14 protein-coding genes and 2 pseudogenes are annotated in these 17954 nt (G+C 59.6%); 8 read left to right on the forward strand and 8 right to left on the reverse strand.

Annotated features, from left to right (window positions below; all coding sequences use genetic code 11):
* Positions 1-300 precede the first annotated feature (300 nt).
* From ICI42_RS22770 to ICI42_RS22780, 3 genes are read right to left on the reverse strand one after another with little or no spacing between them, the layout of a single operon-like run.
* A complete protein-coding gene (locus tag ICI42_RS22770; RefSeq protein ID WP_188166906.1) occupies positions 301-3558 on the reverse strand; it encodes an error-prone DNA polymerase in 3258 nt (1085 codons plus the stop codon).
* Positions 3555-5078, reverse strand: coding sequence for a Y-family DNA polymerase (locus ICI42_RS22775; protein ID WP_188166933.1), 1524 nt, complete (start codon positions 5076-5078; stop codon positions 3555-3557). Before ICI42_RS22775 ends, ICI42_RS22770 begins: the two co-directional genes overlap by 4 nt.
* The gene (locus ICI42_RS22780) at positions 4993-5754 is read right to left on the reverse strand and encodes an ImuA family protein (RefSeq protein ID WP_188166907.1); all 762 of its coding nucleotides are present in this window, start codon (positions 5752-5754) and stop codon (positions 4993-4995) included. Before ICI42_RS22780 ends, ICI42_RS22775 begins: the two co-directional genes overlap by 86 nt.
* A gap of 195 nt (positions 5755-5949) precedes the next feature.
* Here ICI42_RS22780 and ICI42_RS22785 point away from each other — a divergent pair, with 195 nt between their 5' ends.
* From ICI42_RS22785 to ICI42_RS23860, 6 genes and pseudogenes are all read left to right on the forward strand, one after another.
* Positions 5950-8019: an ATP-dependent helicase gene (locus ICI42_RS22785; protein ID WP_230980524.1), complete on the forward strand. Its 2070-nt coding sequence runs from the start codon at positions 5950-5952 to the stop codon at positions 8017-8019.
* Positions 8020-8030: 11 nt separating this feature from the next.
* Positions 8031-8702: an SOS response-associated peptidase gene (locus tag ICI42_RS22790; protein WP_188166909.1), complete on the forward strand. Its 672-nt coding sequence runs from the start codon at positions 8031-8033 to the stop codon at positions 8700-8702.
* A 9-nt stretch (positions 8703-8711) separates the two neighbouring features.
* Positions 8712-9839, forward strand: a complete 1128-nt coding sequence (gene dinB, locus ICI42_RS22795) for a DNA polymerase IV (protein WP_188166910.1) — start codon at positions 8712-8714, stop codon at positions 9837-9839.
* A 138-nt stretch (positions 9840-9977) separates the two neighbouring features.
* A complete protein-coding gene (locus ICI42_RS22800) occupies positions 9978-10520 on the forward strand; it encodes a hypothetical protein (RefSeq protein ID WP_188166911.1) in 543 nt (180 codons plus the stop codon).
* 313 nt (positions 10521-10833) lie between these two features.
* Complete coding sequence (locus tag ICI42_RS22805; protein WP_230980525.1) at positions 10834-11223, forward strand: Fic family protein; 390 nt, start codon at positions 10834-10836, stop codon at positions 11221-11223.
* Between the two features lie 466 nt (positions 11224-11689).
* Positions 11690-12169: pseudogene (locus ICI42_RS23860) on the forward strand (IS5 family transposase); the annotation flags it as partial.
* A gap of 107 nt (positions 12170-12276) precedes the next feature.
* Here the strand turns inward: ICI42_RS23860 and ICI42_RS22815 are convergent.
* The 4 genes from ICI42_RS22815 to ICI42_RS22830 form a co-directional block, all read right to left on the reverse strand.
* Complete coding sequence (locus tag ICI42_RS22815) at positions 12277-12759, reverse strand: RES family NAD+ phosphorylase (protein WP_188166912.1); 483 nt, start codon at positions 12757-12759, stop codon at positions 12277-12279.
* Positions 12759-13334: an antitoxin Xre-like helix-turn-helix domain-containing protein gene (locus ICI42_RS22820; protein ID WP_188166913.1), complete on the reverse strand. Its 576-nt coding sequence runs from the start codon at positions 13332-13334 to the stop codon at positions 12759-12761. Before ICI42_RS22820 ends, ICI42_RS22815 begins: the two co-directional genes overlap by 1 nt.
* A 228-nt stretch (positions 13335-13562) precedes the next feature.
* Positions 13563-14600 (reverse strand): DJ-1/PfpI family protein, encoded by a 1038-nt coding sequence (locus ICI42_RS22825; protein ID WP_188166914.1) that lies wholly within the window; start codon positions 14598-14600, stop codon positions 13563-13565.
* Positions 14601-14726: 126 nt separating this feature from the next.
* Positions 14727-15338, reverse strand: coding sequence for a ferric reductase-like transmembrane domain-containing protein (locus ICI42_RS22830; RefSeq protein WP_188166915.1), 612 nt, complete (start codon positions 15336-15338; stop codon positions 14727-14729).
* A 108-nt stretch (positions 15339-15446) separates the two neighbouring features.
* Between ICI42_RS22830 and ICI42_RS23865 the strand changes: the two are divergent.
* Positions 15447-15635: pseudogene (locus tag ICI42_RS23865) on the forward strand (helix-turn-helix domain-containing protein); the annotation flags it as partial.
* Positions 15636-16088, forward strand: coding sequence for a TetR-like C-terminal domain-containing protein (locus ICI42_RS22835; RefSeq protein WP_230980527.1), 453 nt, complete (start codon positions 15636-15638; stop codon positions 16086-16088).
* A 342-nt stretch (positions 16089-16430) separates the two neighbouring features.
* Here the strand turns inward: ICI42_RS22835 and ICI42_RS22840 are convergent, their stop codons facing one another.
* The gene (locus ICI42_RS22840) at positions 16431-17537 is read right to left on the reverse strand and encodes a Fic family protein (RefSeq protein ID WP_188166916.1); all 1107 of its coding nucleotides are present in this window, start codon (positions 17535-17537) and stop codon (positions 16431-16433) included.
* Positions 17538-17954: the final 417 nt, after the last annotated feature.

The following is a 17954-nucleotide window of genomic DNA, read 5'->3' on the forward strand; positions in this document are numbered from 1 at the left end:
CATCGACAAACGCAGCAACACGTTCACGCAACGCCATCGGTAGCGGCTTGCCCATCGCGGTTCTCCTTCGAACCTCAATGAATCATCCCCCAACCAAAATGGGAATCCTGAATCACGTCAAACCCGACACGCTTTAGCGATCAGGTCGTCGATCTTTTGCGAATCCATCCAAAGTCGAATTGACCGAAGACATTTCAACGACGATTTGGACAGCACCTTCAACGACCGGCGCCGCTCTTTCTAACGGCAGATTTTGTAGAGCCCCTAAAGACGGATCGGGCTGCGAGGCGTTGGCTCGCATCATCGGAAATCCCGCGTCTTGACCTTGATCTCGTCGATATGGCCGTAAGGATCGACCAAGTTGCGCGGCTTTGCAATTCCGCGCGGATCTGGCGTCGGGGAACTGTGATGGAACTCATCGCCACGTCCATGCGGAAGGGGGAAGGTCGATCCTCGCGAACCGACGCTGGCCAGCTCAGCTGACATGTCGATAAGCTCATGGGCAACGATATGCACAACATCGCCCTCGCGCTGCACCCTGCCCTTCACGCCGATCATACCAGAGCCGAGTACGATCCGTCGGTATTTATCGAAGACCTTGGTCCAGACAACGAGGTTGGCGACCGTCGTCTCGTCTTCCACGGTAATAAACATCACACCCTTGGCTGATCCCGGCCGCTGCCGCACGAGCACCAAGCCGGCAATGTGGACCCAGCGTCGATCGCGGCAGGCGACGGCTTCCGCACAAGTGATGATGCGCCGCCTTGCCAGCTGGGCGCGCATGAATGAGATGGGGTGTTGACGCAGGGTCAGGCCGACATGCCCGTAATCCTCAACGACCTCCTGCCCCGCTTTCATGGGACGCAGCGATACGATCGGCTCGTCCTGCTCCGCCAGCACCTCAGCCTCGCGCCTGGCGGCTGCGGCAAAAAGCGGAAGCGGCTCGTCACGCAGGGACTTGATGGCCCAGAGTGCCTCTCGCCGTGCCAGCCCAAGCGAGGGTCGGAACGCATCTGCTTTGGCGAGCTCGACAAGCGCGGCAACCGGAATGCCGACCCGGCGCCAAAGGTCGTCGACGGAAACGAATGGGCGGTCTTCGCGACAGGAGACCAGACGCGCAGCCTCGGCATTGCCCAGTCCCTTAACCAGGCGAAAGCCGAGACGGACCGACAGGCGACCGTCGTCATCGATCGGCTCGAGCGTGCAGTCCCAGCGGGATGCATTGATGCAGACCGGCCGGATTTCGACCCCATGATCTCGCGCATCCCGCACGATCTGGGCGGGCGCATAAAAACCCATCGGCTGGGCGTTGAGCAGAGCGCAGCAAAAAACATCGGGATGCCAGCATTTCATCCAGGCGGAGGCATAGGCAATGAGCGCAAAACTCGCGGCATGGCTTTCGGGAAAACCATAGCTGCCAAATCCTTCCAGCTGTTTGAACGTCCGCTCGGCAAAGTCGCGCTCGTAGCCATTGCCGACCATGCCCTGGACGAGCTTTTCGCCGAACTTCGAAACGCCCCCTGTAAACTTGAATGTTGCCATGGCTCGGCGAAGTTGATCGGCTTCGCCGGCGGTGAAGCCGGCGCATTCGATGGCCACGCGCATGGCCTGCTCCTGGAACAGCGGAACGCCGAGCGTCTTGCCCAGCACCGCTTCGAGCTCCGGCTTGGGGAAAGTCACCTCCTCCTTGCCCTCGCGCCGGCGCAAATAGGGGTGGACCATGTCGCCCTGGATCGGCCCAGGACGGACAATCGCCACCTCGATCACCAGGTCATAGAAAGTGCGCGGCTTGATGCGAGGCAACATCGCCATCTGCGCGCGGGATTCGATCTGGAAGGTTCCCAGCGTATCGGCCTTGCGGATCATCGCATAGGTGCGTGGGTCCTCGGCCGGGATGGTGGCGAGATCGAGCTGGATATCCTTGTGCTCGGCGAGCAGATCGAAGGCGCGCCGCATGCAGGACAGCATGCCGAGCGCCAGCACATCGACCTTCATGAACTTCAGCGTATCGATGTCGTCCTTATCCCATTCGATCACCTGCCGATCTGCCATGGCCGCAGGTTCGATCGGAACCAGTTCGTCGAGCCGGTCGCGTGTCAGCACGAACCCGCCGGGATGCTGGGAAAGATGGCGCGGCGTGCCGACGAGCTGATTGGCAAGCTCAAGAGCAAGCCGCAGTCGACGATCCGCCATGTTGAGATTGAGGGTTTCCGCGTGCTTTTGTTCGACCCCTTCTGACCATCCCCAGACCTGTGACGATAAAGTCTTGGTGAGGTCCTCGGGTAGACCAAGCGCCTTGCCGACATCGCGCAATGCACCTTTTGCCTTGTAACGGATAACGGTAGAGCAAAGCGCCGCCCGGTCTCGGCCATAGGACTGGTAGACCCACTGGATGACCTCTTCGCGCCGCTCGTGCTCGAAGTCGACATCGATGTCGGGTGGCTCACGTCGTTCTTCGGAGACAAAGCGTTCGAAGAGCAGGTCGTTGCGGTCGGGATCGACCGAAGTGACCCCCAGTACGAAACAGACGGCTGAGTTCGCAGCCGAGCCTCGGCCCTGACATAAAATGCCTCTGGAGCGGGCGAAGCGGACGATGGCATTCACGGTCAGGAAGTAAGGCGCATAGTCCAGCTTTTCGATCAGGCGCAGCTCATGATTGAGATTGCCGCGCACCTTGTCTGGCAGACCTTCGGGATAGCGTTCCGCCGCGCCCTCCCAGGTCAGCTTTTCGAGCGCCTGTTGCGGCGTCAGGTCGGGATAGAGCTTTTCTTCAGGGTATTGGTAGGCCAGTTCATCCAATGAGAACCTGCAGCGATCCAATATCTCGACGGTTCGGGCGAGTGCCTCGGGATAGCGGGCGAACAGCCGGTGCATTTCCTCCGGGGGCTTGAGGTAGCGGTCGGCAAAGCGTCCGCGGCGATGGCCAAGCTCGTCGATGCTGACATTGTGCCGGATGGCGGTCACGACATCCTGCATCATCTGCCGGCCGGGCTCATGAAACAAAACATCGTTGGTGACGACGGTCGAGATTCCAGCCGTCGCGGCCATGTTCGATAGCTCCCACAGACGGAGCTGATCATTGGGTCTGCGGCGCAGGGTCAACGCCATATAGGCGCGGTCACCAAAGCTCTCTCGCAGACGCCTTAGACGCAGCGCGCAGATCTCGTCTGCAGCATCGGGCAGGAGTACTGCAATCAGCCCCTCGCCATAGGCTGCGAGATCGGCCCATTTCAGATGGCATTTGGCTTTACCTGCCCGCTTCTTGCCAAGCGACAACAACCGGCAGAGCCGCGCATATGCAGGGCGATCGGTCGGATAAACAAGGATTGAGAGGCCATCGACAAGGTCAAGGCGACAGCCGACAATCAGGCGAACGCCCGTGGTTCGTGCCGCTTCATGAGCTCGCACGATGCCGGCAAGCGAATTGCGATCGACAACGCCGAGCGCCGAAAGGCCCATATTTGCTGCCTGCGCAAACAGTTCCTCGCAGCTGCTTGCGCCGCGCAGGAACGAGAAGTGGCTCGTCACCTGCAATTCGGCATAGGCCATGTCGCTCATGCGAATATGCCGTGAAGAAACCAGCGTTGCGAACCGCTCTCCGCGTGCTCGCCATCGCCGGAGCGAAACAGCCAGTAGCGCTCTCCGGCCTCGTCCTCGACCCGGAAGTAGTCGCGAACAGTGCCCATTTCGGCGTCGCGCTTCCACCATTCGCCTCGGATGCGCTCGGGTCCGTCGGCGCGGCGAATGCGTCGGCGCACGCCACGCCAGCTGAACCAGACCGGCGGATGATCGGGCAGCAATGCCATGGTCTCCACCGGCTCGGGTCGGGGTAGCAGGCGCGGTGGACGCGGCCAGTCGCCCTCCCATGTGGCGCCGGTGTCCGGCGACAAAGCCGGCACACGCGCCACCGAGCGCTCAGGCACGTCACTCTGAACGGGTGTGAAGCGGTAAAGCCGGTTGTCACCCACCCGGTTGGCCAGAACGTCGACGAGGTCAGATACGTCCGGTTCTGGCGCTTCGATCAACGAGGAGACGGTCTGCCTGTCTCGAAGCAGTTCGGTTTCGATCGCAACCAGAACCATGACCTCGATGCCGAACCCGGGATCGATTGTTTCTTGCCCATTGCGCAACAGGCGTGCGAGACGCTTTGGATCGCGGACCGGCTGCGCCATGCCGACACGGATGAACTGCATGGTGTTGTCCACCCGATGAAACAGCAAATCGAGCCGCCGCGCGCCGAGGCCGCGCCGTTCAAGCTCAAGACAGAGTGCTTCGACCAGTTTGCTGGTGTAACGCGCAATGGTTTCGGCCGCGCCAATCGGTTCACCGAAGACACGCCGCACCTCAACCAATTCAGGCGAACGAATGGGATCGACCGGTTCACTCAGGGTCCCCAGCGCTTGGTCAAGCCGTCGGCCAATCGCCGGCCCAAAGCGAAGGGTCAGTGGTGCGCGCGGTTGATCCAGCAAATTGCCGATGGTCTCAAACCCAAGGGTGCTCAGACCGGCTACTGTATCGTTATCAAGCCGCAAGGCTGCCAAGGGCAGCAGCCGCAACACTGCTCGGCTTTCACCTGGCGGAATCACGGCTGTCCGTCGGCGCAGGAAGCGTGCCGCAGCATGCGCTGCCCCCCAGCTATCGGCAACCGCCGCCCGCGCCTCGACACCGGAGGCGGCGAAGCGCTGGACGATCGACGTCAACATCACCTCCTCACCGCCATGCAGGTGATCGGTGCCGGTTGTATCGATCACCAGCCCATCCGGGGGGTCGGGTGCGACGACCGGCGAAATGCGTTGCAACGCCCACAGCGCAAGCTTCTCCAATCCTTGCTGATCGGCAACTAAATCGGCGTCCAGCACGATCAGGCCCGGCACCATGGCTTGCGCCTTGGTGACAGCCATGCCAACGCCAACACCCAAGGCTTGCGCATTCGCATCAAGGGCGACGATCACTCTGCGGTTGCCGGTGCGGCCGACAAGGACGAGCGGCGCCTCAGGCGGAGGCGATGCGGCGCCCGACTTCCTTCTGAGGCGGTCTGTTGGCCACCTTGGAAGGAAGAGCGATACGACCCTTGCCATCGCAAGCCTCCACCTCATAATCCGCGCTTTCACCGGCACGGCATCGGATGAGTTCGACCAGCCAGCGTGCGCGGCCAAGCCCGGGTACCGGCAGCGCGGCTGACGGCAGGACAGACACCCTCCACCGCGTGTCGCTTGCCGTTGGCTGCCCGAAATCTCCAGCCTCGCCCTGCCGACGCCAGCGTCGGACCGCGAGCCCTATCGTGGCCGAGCCTTCCGAAGCAAGCTGAAGGCGGCGCGAGGCGGTCATCGACAGATGCGCTGTCTCGGCGACGACAGCGCCGAGCCCTCCATGACGAAGCCCCTCCTCGAAACAGGCAAGAAGCGCCTTCTCGTCGCCTGCCTCGACATGGATCACCCGGTCGGGGACCAGACCAGCCTGGGCGAGTGCCGGCGCGAAAAGATCGGACCGGGTCACGATCCAGAGCACTTTACCTTTTGTTCGCGCAGCGATGCCTGCAGCGAACAGGGCAGCAGCAGCTCCATCGACCGCGCCGTTGCCACCGCCTGCGATCTCATGCAGAGAACCGAGGCTCAACCCGCCTCCGGGCAGCCGCTGGTCAATTTCGGCAAGTCCAAAGGGAAGCACATTACGCGCACGGCCAGCACCGCCTTCCAGATGCGCAATGCGCTCCTGCAGTTTGGCAATAACAGCGTTTGCCGGGCGATCGGCCATGGACAATCCAGCTCTCCTGAAGGGCTTTGCAACGCGGTCGGGCGCTGATATGTTCATTATTTGTTCCGTTTGAGGAAACGAGTCAACCTGACTTCGGATACGGTTTTAATGATCGAGGCTAGGACTTTGGGGCAGGCAGGAGCGCAGCATCGACCGATTGTCGTTGATTCTGAGGGCGATAGGAGCGGGAAGACGTTGAGTGCAGCGCATCTTGAAAAATTAAATGAGGGGCAACGTGCCGCAGTGGTGCACGGTGTCGGTTTGCAAGACGGGGGGATAGCTGGGCCGCTGCTGATTATCGCCGGTGCGGGATCTGGCAAGACCAACACGCTGGCGCACCGTGTCGCCCAACTCATCATCGCCGGCGCCGACCCGCGACGCATTCTGTTGATGACCTTTTCACGCCGGGCAGCATCCGAGATGGCCAAGCGCGTTGAGCGCATTTGTGCCAAGGTGCTCGGAGATAAAGCCGGCATCCTCACAGACGCACTTGCCTGGTCTGGCACGTTTCACGGCGTCGGCGCGCGGATCCTGCGCGAATATGCCATCGAGCTCGGCCTCGATCCGCAATTCACCATCCATGACCGCGAGGATTCGGCAGACCTTATGAATCTCGTCAGGCACGATCTCGGTTTCTCAAAGACCGAAAAGCGCTTCCCGACCAAGGGAACCTGCCTGTCGATCTATTCGCGCACCGTCAACGCTCAAGCACCGCTCGATGAGGTGCTGCGGGCGAACTATCCATGGTGTGCGGCATGGGAGAAGGAATTGCGTGAGCTCTTCTCAGGCTATGTCGAAGCCAAGCAAATCCAGAACGTGCTCGATTACGACGACTTGCTGCTCTACTGGGCGCAGACCATGGGTGATGCCACGTTTGCCGACGAAATCGGCGGCAAGTGGGATCATGTCCTGGTCGACGAATACCAGGACACCAATCGGCTGCAGGCGACAATCCTCACCGGCCTTAAACCGGGAGGACGCGGGCTAACTGTGGTCGGCGACGATGCCCAGGCGATCTATTCATTTCGCGCTGCCACGGTGCGGAACATCCTTGACTTCCCCAACGAGTTCTCGCCGGTGGCCGATGTCATCACACTTGACCGGAATTATCGTTCCACCCAGCCGATCCTTGCCGCGGCCAACGCCGTGATCGGCCTGGCGAAAGAACGCTTCACCAAGAACCTTTGGACCGATCGCGCCTCGAACGAACGGCCGCGCCTGGTCACCGTGCGGGACGAAGCCGACCAGGCAAGGTTCGTGGCGGACGAAGTGCTGGAGAACCGCGAAACCGGCATGCGCCTTAAAGATCAGGCCATCCTGTTTCGCACCAGCCACCATAGCGGACCGCTGGAGGTCGAACTCACCCGTCGCAATATCCCCTTCGTAAAGTTCGGCGGGCTCAAGTTTTTGGACAGCGCGCATGTAAAAGATATGCTCGCCGCATTGCGATTTGCCAACAACATGAGGGACCGTGTCGCCGGCTTCCGCCTGATGCAGCTTCTTTCCGGCGTCGGGCCGGCAACGGCCCAGGCTGCCCTCGATGCGGCCGCCGATAGCGCCAATCCGATGGAGACACTCAGCCGCTTCCCCTGCCCTGCCCGCGCGCAGGCGGATTGGCCGAAATTTGTCGCATTGCTTGCGGCCCTACGCTCGGGCGCCTCGGGCTGGCCAGCCGAGATAGGACAGGTCCGAGTCTGGTACGACCCTCACCTGGAACGCATCCACGAAGATTTCGAGATGCGACGCGCCGATCTGCTCCAACTCGAAGATATCGCAGCAGGTTACCCAACGCGCGAACGTTTCCTGACGGAACTCACTCTTGACCCGCCGGACGCAACATCGGGCCAGGCTGGCGTGCCGCTGCTCGACGAAGACTATCTCATCCTGTCCACCATCCACTCTGCCAAGGGCCAGGAATGGCGTTCGGTATTTGTGCTGAACACGGTCGACGGCTGTATTCCTTCCGACCTCGGTGTCGGGACCTCCGACGAGATCGAAGAAGAAAGGCGTCTTCTTTACGTCGCCATGACCCGTGCCAGGGATAGCCTGAACCTCGTCGTGCCGCAGCGTTTCTTCACCCATGGCCAGTCCTCGACCGGCGATCGGCACGTCTATGCCTCGCGAACGCGTTTCATTCCGGCTAGTCTGATCAAACTGTTTGAATGCCGCGCCTGGCCCATGGTCGCCGCAGGCGCCGGACCTCATGTTGGACCGCGCCAGCTGCGCCTCGATGTCGGAGCGCGCATGCGCGGCATGTGGCGCTAGGAGAACATCCCATGTGTAACCTTTACAACATCACGACGACGCGTGACGCGGTGATGGCATTCACCAAGGCATTTTCCGACAAGGCAGGCTGGAACGAGCCGTCACTCGACGTCTATCCCGGCACATTGGCGCCGATCGTGCGGGTCGGCGCAGACGGCAAGCGCGAAATCGCCAGCGCCATCTGGGGCATGCCGACCCCACCTGCCTTTATCAAGGGGAACTATGATCCGGGTGTTACCAATATCCGCAATGTCAACTCGCCGCATTGGCGACGTTGGCTTGGTCCGACGAGCCGCTGCGTGGTTCCTTTCACATCGTTTGCCGAACCCGATCCGGCGAACAAGGTCGTAGGTGGCCGTGTGCCCAATGCATGGTTTGCTCGCAATTCTGATAGGCCATTGATGTTTTTTGCAGGTTTCTGGACGCCGTGGCGGGGTGTCAAAAAGGTCCGTGACGGGGAACGGGAGTTCGAACTTTACGGGTTTCTCATCACCTCGCCAAACGAGATCGTCAGCCCCATCCATCAAAAGGCCATGCCGGCGATCCTGACGACTCCGGAGGAGGTCGACCTCTGGCTGACCGCGGGTTGGGATACTGTCAAGCATCTGCAGCGTCCGCTGCCCGGAAACATGCTGGTCGTCGTCGAGCCACCGGCAAAGCCGGCCGGCGATCTACTGCTCTGAGCCAAAACTATGCTGGATGACGACAAGGCAGACCATGAGGATGCCGGTGAGCTTGCCGCTAGTCCCGTTAAGGTTCGCAAGATACTGCATGTCGACATGGATGCGTTCTACGCCTCCGTCGAGCAGCGCGACAATCCCGAGCTGCGCGGCAAACCGGTGGCCGTCGGCGGTTCGGCTGCGCGCGGTGTGGTAGCTGCGGCAAGTTACGAGGCCCGTGCTTTCGGCGTCCGTTCCGCATTGCCCTCAGTTACGGCGAAGCGGCGCTGTCCGGATCTTATCTTCGTCAAGCCGCGCTTTGACGTCTATCGTGCAGTTTCGGCCCAGATCCGCGAGATTTTTGCGGAGCACACCGATCTGATCGAACCGCTGTCGCTCGACGAGGCCTATCTAGACGTAACCGAAAACAAGCACGAGATTGCCCTGGCCACCGACATCGCGACCAGGATCCGCGCCCGTATCAAGCAGGTCACCGGCCTCAATGCGTCAGCTGGGTTTTCGTACTGCAAGTTCCTGGCGAAAATGGCGAGCGACCTCAACAAACCGAACGGTCAGGCCGTTATCACACCGAAGTCTGGCCCGGAGTTCGTCGCCAACCTGCCGGTCAAGAAATTCCACGGCGTGGGGCCGGCCACGGCTGCCAAAATGCAGCGGCTGGGGATCGTTACCGGGGCGGATTTGCGGGCAAAGCCGCTTGAGTTCCTGCAGGCGCATTTCGGCAAGTCAGGTGGATGGTACTACCGGATCTCGCGCGGCATTGACGAACGGCCGGTTCAGCCGAACCGGCAGCGCAAATCGGTTGGAGCCGAAGATACCTTCGTAACCGACATTTTCGAGCTCGAACCCGCGAAGGCCGAGCTTACGCTTCTGGCTGAAAAGGTCTGGCGGCACTGCCAGGCCAAGCAGATCACCGGGCGTACTGTGACCTTGAAGGTTAAGTTCGCGGACTTCCAGCAGGTCACCCGCAGCAGGACACTGTCAAGACCGATTGGTCACCCCGATGAACTGCTGGACGCCGCCCGCGACCTTCTGGCCGGCATATTCCCCGCAACGAAGGGTATCCGTCTTCTCGGCGTTACATTGTCCTCACTCAAGGAAGAAAATGATGGCGCCACTCGAGGGCAGTTGGCGCTTTTCTGAGAGCGGCTAGAAGCTCAGGCTTCTGTGTCGCCGCCCATAGTGAAAGAAGTTTTCGATTCGAGTGTGCAAGTGATCGAGTGCGTCTTCTGTAAGGCCTAGCCGACCGGGCTGGCGGCGTTTCTCGGTAAGGTGACGGGCATGAGCTTTGTCATCAGGAAGATCCACAAGCATCAGGACGCGCAGCGTCATGCCGCTTTCCTCGCGGAGAAGGCAGCGCTTGTGGAACGGCAGGTTGATGCCAAACGCGCGCTGGAGCATCGCAACGTGTTGCAAGTGATGGATGTTGCGCGGGAAGTCCGCGCGCTGGCGCAGATCGAAGCGCGCGAGCTGAAAAGCTATGAAGTCGCGAAGCGCCGGCAGGCACGGATAGCGCAGCGGCAAGGGCATGATCATATGCCGGGGCTCAATCTGGCGCTGAAGCCGAAAGGCCGGTCGGCGATGCCGCACAAGGCGAAGATCGCTTCCGGGCGCGTGACCGGTAGCGTGATGATGATCGGCATGATGATCGTCGTCATCATGATCGGCACCATCACGATCAGCAGAAGGAATCAGGACATCGTCATCATCGTCGATCGGCGGCCTGACGATGATCGCAGTGACTTGCGCAAGGCGTTCGGCGCGGCGGTGAAGAAAGCGGGCGGAGAAGGCGGAAGCGGAGAAATCCGGCAAGGGTGCCGGTAAAGGTGAAAGCGCGCGCGGCGGGCGTGGGGATGGTGGTGGTAAGAACGGGTCCGGGGGGCGGCGGAACAAGCCGTCGCGGTCAGCGCGGGGGATGAGCGCGGGGATGATGACAAGGATTTTGAGCGGGAGCGGTAGGACGGGTGACGATCCTCCCGGGCTCAAAGTTTGACGCCCATCATAGCCGACTGGTCCTATTGCTCTATAAAAAATCCTTTTTGTTCCGACGGATAGCGTTAATTACGTGAAATCGCACAACATTAAAAACGTGTAATCAAACGACATTATTGACGGCCCCTCCGTCGTCGTGGGCATCTTGAAGCCGAGCGCCCTTGCCGGGTATCGCAATCACCCCGTCTATCTACGCGGCTCGTCTCACGTGCCGCCGCGTTCGGAGGCCGTGCCCGAAGGCATGCAGGCGCTCTTCCATCTGCTGGAAAAGGAAACCGAACCCGCCGTGCGCGCGGTGCTGGGGCACTGGCTGATGGGCTACGTCCATCCTTATCCTGACGGGAACGGACGCATGGCGCGCTTTCTGATGAACGCCATGCTGGCGGCGGGCGGCTATCCATGGACGGTCGTGAGAGTGGAGGATCGCAACGCTTATCTAGCAAGGCTTGTGACCGCGAGTGTGGACATGGACGTCAGGCCGTTTGCCGCGTTCCTGGCGGAACGGGTGCAGTGGTCGATGGAGAAGGCGGCGTGAAAGCGTTAGTGTCACATGTTTAATTTGCAAGTAGCATGAAATGCCATGCCACTATAGCCTTGAGAAATACCTGGACGCCTTTGGTAATGCCGGAGGCCTACGCGACCAGCCGCGCAGCCCGTTGTTCCGGACAATCGGCCGGGGACCGGGTAGCTGAGTGATAGCCCCCTCCCCAAAGGCCAGCGCCTATGTGATGATCCAGCCCGGGCTCTGGCGGCCGGCATTGATACCGATGTGTGCTGCCACACCTTCCGCGCCACCGGTATCACGGCCTACCTCAAGAATGGCGGAACGCTAGAGAAGGCGGCTCACATGGCTAACCATAGCTCGACCAGGACGACCCAGCTGTACGACCGCCGGAGCGACGAAGTGAGCCCAGACGAAATGGAAACGGATTCTGATCTAGGCTCAGGACCTATTAATTCCGTTTGAGTTGTGATTCACGGTTTCCGAGAAGGAGGCCGTGATGAGTGATTTGTTTCTGCTGAGCGAGCGCCAGATGGCGCGGATATCGCCGTTCTTCCCGCTGTCGCACGGGGTACCGAGGGTGGATGACCGGCGGGTGGTGAGCGGCATCGTCTACGTGATCCGCAACGGGCTGCAATGGAAGGACGCCCCGCAGGCTACGGCCCGCACAAGACGCTCTACAACCGCTTCATCCGCTGGAGCCTGATGGGCGTGTTCGACCGCATCTTCGCCGGGCTTGCCGGCGAGGGTCCGAAGCCCGAGCGCATCATGATCGACGCAACCCATCTGAAGGCTCATCGCACTGCGGCGAGCCTGCTAAAAAAGGGGATGTTCCCCGCCGTATCGGGCGGACCAAGGGCGGCTGAACTCCAAGCTCCACACAGTCTGCGACGGTGACGGCCGACCGATCATCCTGCTCCTGTCGGAAGGCCCGATGAGCGACCACAAGGGCGCTCGTCTCGTGCTCAGCGGCCACCCTTTACGGTGACGTTCGCCACCTGTAACTTCAACGGCATCAATGGCACGGCTCGAAGCCGTGCGGTGCTGGCTCGACGGCGAAGCCTGATGTTGGTCGGCTGCGGGTGATTAGGCCTTCGACTTCAGGCGCGAATCGTAGAGCCACCTGCGGACCTTCGTCGCTGAAATTTTACCAGCGTCTGGATGCAGCGGGTTGAAGAGCACATTCGACTCGTCGGGTACAATGACCGAAGGAACGAACAGACAGGCCGACCGACGTTCAACCAGCCAGGTCGAGCCATAGGCCAAACTGGCGCGCCCCGCTGGTAGCGCATCCCATCCTACCGGCGCCGTTTTGGCATCCAGCCGCTCGCTTGCGTCCCAGAGATCTTGAGGGATGTCGATTCTGACGAGGTAGCGGTTTAAAGGTAAACTAGATGCAGCAAAATGCACGAGCGTTTCCATCGCCGCGAGGGAGATGTTTTCCGCGCAGTAAAGCAATGCGAAGCCCGGCGCATTCCATCGCCCTCCGGTAACTTTCGCACCCGTTCCTGTGAGGTCATCCGCTTCGTAATCTGGAGTGTCCGCCGTGATCCGCCACGCTGCGGGCATCAGGAGTAGGCCCCGCTTTGCATCCGGGCGAGTAATTGCGACACCATTGCCTGCCCTTCGAGCGTATCAATGAAATCGAGTGGACGGGCACCCCCAAGAGCCGGCACGGATTGCTGTAGCCAGCCGGCCAGCCAGCTTGCAGCGTCAAATCCTCGTGTATCGCCAGATTGCTTTACCATCTCGGTAACTTGACCCACGAGCTTGGAAACGCCCAACACACGCTCACTATCCTCCGGGGATAGGTTTTCCTGCCTACTCACCTTTCGATTCAACGTGGCGATTGACATCCTGAGGCTTTCTAGAAGCACACTCTGAGGTATGCCAAGGCGCTCCTGCAGATGCTTCACGTCTCGTGCGCTAATCCCTTCTCGAATCATCTCAATCCGCTGCCAAGCCGGTGCTTGGAAGATTTCCTCGAAGTCGGAAACAGAAACAGTCTTCTTCCGCTTACCGCCACGCTCGGATTCCGATGGCTCGCCGAAAATCGCCCGCAGAAGCTTTTCCTCCGGGGTCATCTGATCGAGATCAGACTTGACTTCGCGCTTCGATGTAACTCTTGCTGTTGCAGGTTCCATATGAATATCACGACATCGCTGCCGTGCTCCTTTGAGCTTTAATATAACTCAAGTGATTAGATATTCAAGGGCCATTGCCGTGCTGCCTGGCCGTCAAAATATCCCGCGAGTCCGCGCTTTTGTCGACTTCCTGAAGAAACACATTCCATCAGAGGCGTCCCTCTACGATATCGTTTGAATACCTGCCCATCGCAACGTTCGCCTTTGCGCTGAATGGTCAGCAACCGTTCAAATCCCGTTCGACCAGGCAAACTCAAGCTGAAGCGCGACAAGGGCGGCCGTTCTTTCGCCGTAGCGAGAAGCAATTTCTGACAACGCCCGGTGAAGGCTTTGCGCAGGAGGTGTCTGCTCGTCATAGGCTATGCTTAGATCGGGAGCCGGACTGTCGGGCTGTCGATCGACCAGCATCGTCAGGCCGCTGCGGGTCGTGATCGTGCTCCGGTCACCAATGGTTATTGCCTGTGAGCGGTATGTCCGCGACCACGCGTCGGCGGTCAGGCTCAGAGCGATATCATCGACGCCATCTGCGACAGGAATGCCAACGGTTTCGTGGTTCCAGATCGCCGCGCCATTCGCAGCAAGTCGAAACAACAAATGAGAGTTCAGGGAAAACCGCTCACTTTGGTGCGAAACATCATATGACGTGACCCCAAGCTGATCGCCAAGCGCTGAAGCGGCCTTGGGACCAGCGATCGCTTCCACCAAAGCGAGCGAAAGCGGAATCGACGCCGTAACGCCGGTGGTCGTCACAACACCCCGATCGACGACATATCGCCGGTCACGCACCCACTGCATCGACGGATGTTCGCGTTGCAGACTTCTAATAGCATACCAGTGCGTCGTCGCATGGCGACCGTCGAGCAGTCCCGCCCGCCCAAGCACTCTTGCCCCTTCGCAAATGCCGACAATTGTGGCGTGAGAGGCCGCCTGCCGTTGCAGCCACTTCAGGATCGGCCCGTCTCGCTCGTCGTGATGAAAGGCAGGCACCACAACATAATCCGCCCCACCCGGATGCGCCTGGTCAAATGCATCCAGCGTCGCCTGCGGCTCAATCGATAGCGCCGGCATCATGATGATCGGCGATCTATCTGGCGCGACGACGATCACATCGGCGATGCCGGCTCTGCTGAGTACGGCATAGGGGACCATGAGATCGGTGGTCTCCGATCCCCTGTTGTCCGCAAGGATCGCGACCAGCGGACGGGAACGCTTCGGTGGCCGGAGCTCCCGGATGGTCTGCCGCTGCTCATCGACGGAAACGGGCATAGCAACTTGCTTCGAACCGCCAGTCGACAGTCCCCGGGAAATCAGGAGACCTCCGCCACCCATTGCCCCTACAGTACCCAAAACGAACACCCGACGCTTCATATGCTGACCCCCGCTCGCCCTGCTTCAAGCCATGCGGCGACGGCCGCCTATGACAGCGGCGAGCCGCACAACCAGCATCAATCCGACTATGACCATTGCCGGCCAGTACATCGGGTTCATCGCCGCGCGTTTGCCGAAGTTCAGCAGGAACGACACCCAGATGTACCAGGCGCCCACGGTATGGAGCCAATACCAGGCTGTCGGTCCGATCAGGACGGCCGTTCTGTCGAATGACGTGAGTGTCATCAGGATAATGAAGAGATAGGCGATGCCGCCGCCGATATAGCTGCCAATATCCGTCAATTGTAGGAAGAGCGCGGAATCAAGCCTTGCGAGAACGAACAGCGCCACGGCATGGATCGCATGAGATACGGCGAACGACACGCCGAGATAGCGGCGGTTCTGCCTCAGCCATCTCGTCGCGGGAGACGGAAACAGGCGATCCAGGCTTGATGCCGTGAAGGCCAGCGCGAAGAGCACCAGCGACGTGCGGGCCGTGAGCCGGATCACCAACCGCGTCGCCTCGAGCGATGACGGGCTCATCGTGACAGCGACCGCCGCCAAGATCACCAATAACACGGAAATGAGAGCCGTTAGCTTCCAACCCGTCCAGACCGAAATTTCCGTTGTAGACATCTGCGCCTCCCGTTGATGTAAACGTTGATTACATTAGCGGGAGGCATTTGACAAGGTCGGTTATAATCAGTGATTACATTTGTGAAGTACGTCCGCTATTGTCGCCAGATGACATCGAACTCACCACCGGCTCGCGCCAGCTACCACCATGGCAACCTCGTGGAAGCGCTTCTCGAGGCGGCTATCGCACTTATCGAGGACAAAGGCGTGGAATCGCTGTCCGTGCGGGAAGTCGCCAAACGTGCCGGTGTTTCGGCAGGTGCGCCTTTCCGGCATTTCAGCAGCAAGACGGCCTTGTTGACGGCTGTTGCCGAACAGGCAATGAGCCGCCTGACCGAGGCCGTGTCTGCGGAGTTAAAAACAACTGGCGACGCCGATCCCATCGCTGGGTTGCGTGCAATCGGGCAAGGATATCTGAACTGGGCATTGGCCAACCCGACACATTTTCAGGTCATAAGCTCGCGTACGCTGATCGATTTTCACGGGTCCGAAAAGCTCGTCGCGGAGAACGAGGCTATTCGCCTGATCATGGAGAAGCTGATCGACGACGCCCGAAGGCGCGGGCTGCTTCGTCACGGCATCGAGATAGAAGATCTGATCTTCTCGTCGCGGGCCTTCATATATGGCGTGGCGCGGATGTGGATCGATGGACATTTCCTGGAATGGCGGATCGAACGCCCCGCCGCGCAAGCGATGTCCGCAGCACTTGATATGTTCATCCTGTCAATCGGAGCTGAAGTTGCGCAATGATGACCACCGGCACCTGAACGCAAAAGTGGGCCGCCCACTACCGGCTAGCAGGAGATGCTCGTTGGTCGTGTTGAGTGACAACGGCAGGTACAGCCTTGCCGAGCTAAGGATGGAACATCAGTCGCCTCACGAGGACTTGTGAACCGTCTTGCGATAGTCTTCGACAGGAAGGGCCCCCGAGACATCGCGAACATCGTCAAACAAAGCAAGCGCCCCGCCCTATATTCCTGGGTGGAAGCTTCATTAGTACCTTGGATTTCACATAGTCCAACCGCCTTGACGGAATCGAACCGCCGTACACGTAGATAGTGATTTGGTGAAGTTCATTAGATTGGCAGCAGACTATTTCTGAAATGAAAGAGAGTAGCGGGTATGCCGACGTTCACCCGTACGCGTAAATGCACCGATCTCCACGAGTTGCTGAAGGTCGCGTGTCGCTGTGGCGCGAGATGTCCCTGTGATCGAGATGTAGTTTTCTGCACTTAGGCCACCCTTGAAGCCTGATGTGCCTTCCTTGAAGATGCGCGCGACCACCTTTTCCTGCCGCTTGTTCAGTCGGTCTCGAAACTGGTCGTAGAATTTCGCTTTCTGGATGAAGAAATCTATGCGCTCAAGCGTCGCCCGTTGAGCATCCAAGATAGTTTCTGAAAAGAAAATGATCCAGTCGGTGATATCAAGCGTGCGTTGGTGTCGCTCAAGCTCGGAGTAGTAGGCCTTCCGGCCCTTCTCGATCGTGAAGGCGAGTGAAATGAGGCTTGGTTGCCCAATGTTTTGTGCCAGGGATTTCTCGGCGAGCGCGCGCCCAATTCGGCCGTTCCCATCCTCAAATGGATGAATGCCTTCAAAGTAAAGATGGCCTACTGCTGCGCGCGTCAAAGCTTGAAGCGGCGTTTGGCCATTTGGCCCGGATTGATTGAACCATGCGATGAAGTTCTCCATCTCAGCTTGAACCTGGCGAGATGGGGGAGCCTCAAAATGAATCGTGGGCTTATCCAGTCGACCTGACACGATCTGCATGGCGTCATCATGCTCGCGGTAAGCGCCAATCGTCTCAATGTATCGATTTCCTGCCATCAGCATTGAATGCCAATCGAACAGTCCCTCATGACCCAGCGGCCTGTGCCAGCTTCGATAGACATCCGCCATCATCTCGGCGATCCCCCGCTCTTGGGGGCGTACCTGTCTATCATCGGCGTTGAGCCCAAACTGCCGGCGGAGTGATGACTGGACACTTACGCGGTCAAGAAGTTCCCCCTCGATCTCTGATGTCTTGACCGCTTCGTCGCTCAGCAACTCAATGCGAAGTTGGTTGCTGTCATCCTCGTTGAAATGCCGAACGGCACCAATGACCTCGCCGGCGGACTGCAGGAATTTCCGCTCCAACGATATGAGGCTTGCGGCATCGTACCTGAAATTTGGCCAATCAGCGCTTTGCCAGTTCCATTTCATGAGTTATAGCCAGCCCTTCTATAACTCATAGTTATTGCCATAAATGAGCTATTGCAAGCCTCTCTATCGCTCAGCACCAAAATCTCTAGCTCTCGATTCAAGCAGCAACAATCAATAGGTCACCGACGCGCGTCAGATTTGCGCCATGACAGCAACCAACCGCAAAACTGTCGATGCCTTGCAGTTGAAGGGAAAACGAGACCCCACGACCCCACTCTAGGGGACTGTCCGATCCCCACCGCGACCGCAATACCAACGCGGCCATACCTGCTCAGGTGGTCCGGATTCGGCCCATTGCGGACATGGCGTTCCTCTTGCGAACGAAGCGGTGGCACGCTCCACGGGCGCAGCGGACAGGCCCATGAAATGAGAGGGACGCGGAAATACATTTGCCCGTAGCGCTTGCGGAGCGATAAT

Origin of the sequence: Oryzicola mucosus (assembly GCF_014534685.1) — a bacterium.
In the GTDB taxonomy this organism is placed as follows: Bacteria; Pseudomonadota; Alphaproteobacteria; order Rhizobiales; family Rhizobiaceae; genus Oryzicola; species Oryzicola mucosus.

What these genes read in the sequence shown, in the direction of transcription:
- ICI42_RS22770 (WP_188166906.1), bottom strand. Translation starts at nt 3,558, where the DNA reads ATGAGCGACATGGCCTATGCCGAATTGCAGGTGACGAGCCACTTCTCG.
- ICI42_RS22775 (WP_188166933.1), bottom strand. Translation starts at nt 5,078, where the DNA reads ATGGCAAGGGTCGTATCGCTCTTCCTTCCAAGGTGGCCAACAGACCGC.
- ICI42_RS22780 (WP_188166907.1), bottom strand. Translation starts at nt 5,754, where the DNA reads ATGGCCGATCGCCCGGCAAACGCTGTTATTGCCAAACTGCAGGAGCGC.
- ICI42_RS22790 (WP_188166909.1), top strand. Translation starts at nt 8,031, where the DNA reads ATGTGTAACCTTTACAACATCACGACGACGCGTGACGCGGTGATGGCA.
- dinB (WP_188166910.1), top strand. Translation starts at nt 8,712, where the DNA reads ATGCTGGATGACGACAAGGCAGACCATGAGGATGCCGGTGAGCTTGCC.
- ICI42_RS22800 (WP_188166911.1), top strand. Translation starts at nt 9,978, where the DNA reads ATGAGCTTTGTCATCAGGAAGATCCACAAGCATCAGGACGCGCAGCGT.
- ICI42_RS22815 (WP_188166912.1), bottom strand. Translation starts at nt 12,759, where the DNA reads ATGCCCGCAGCGTGGCGGATCACGGCGGACACTCCAGATTACGAAGCG.
- ICI42_RS22820 (WP_188166913.1), bottom strand. Translation starts at nt 13,334, where the DNA reads ATGGAACCTGCAACAGCAAGAGTTACATCGAAGCGCGAAGTCAAGTCT.
- ICI42_RS22825 (WP_188166914.1), bottom strand. Translation starts at nt 14,600, where the DNA reads ATGCCCGTTTCCGTCGATGAGCAGCGGCAGACCATCCGGGAGCTCCGG.
- ICI42_RS22830 (WP_188166915.1), bottom strand. Translation starts at nt 15,338, where the DNA reads ATGTCTACAACGGAAATTTCGGTCTGGACGGGTTGGAAGCTAACGGCT.
- ICI42_RS22840 (WP_188166916.1), bottom strand. Translation starts at nt 17,537, where the DNA reads ATGAAATGGAACTGGCAAAGCGCTGATTGGCCAAATTTCAGGTACGAT.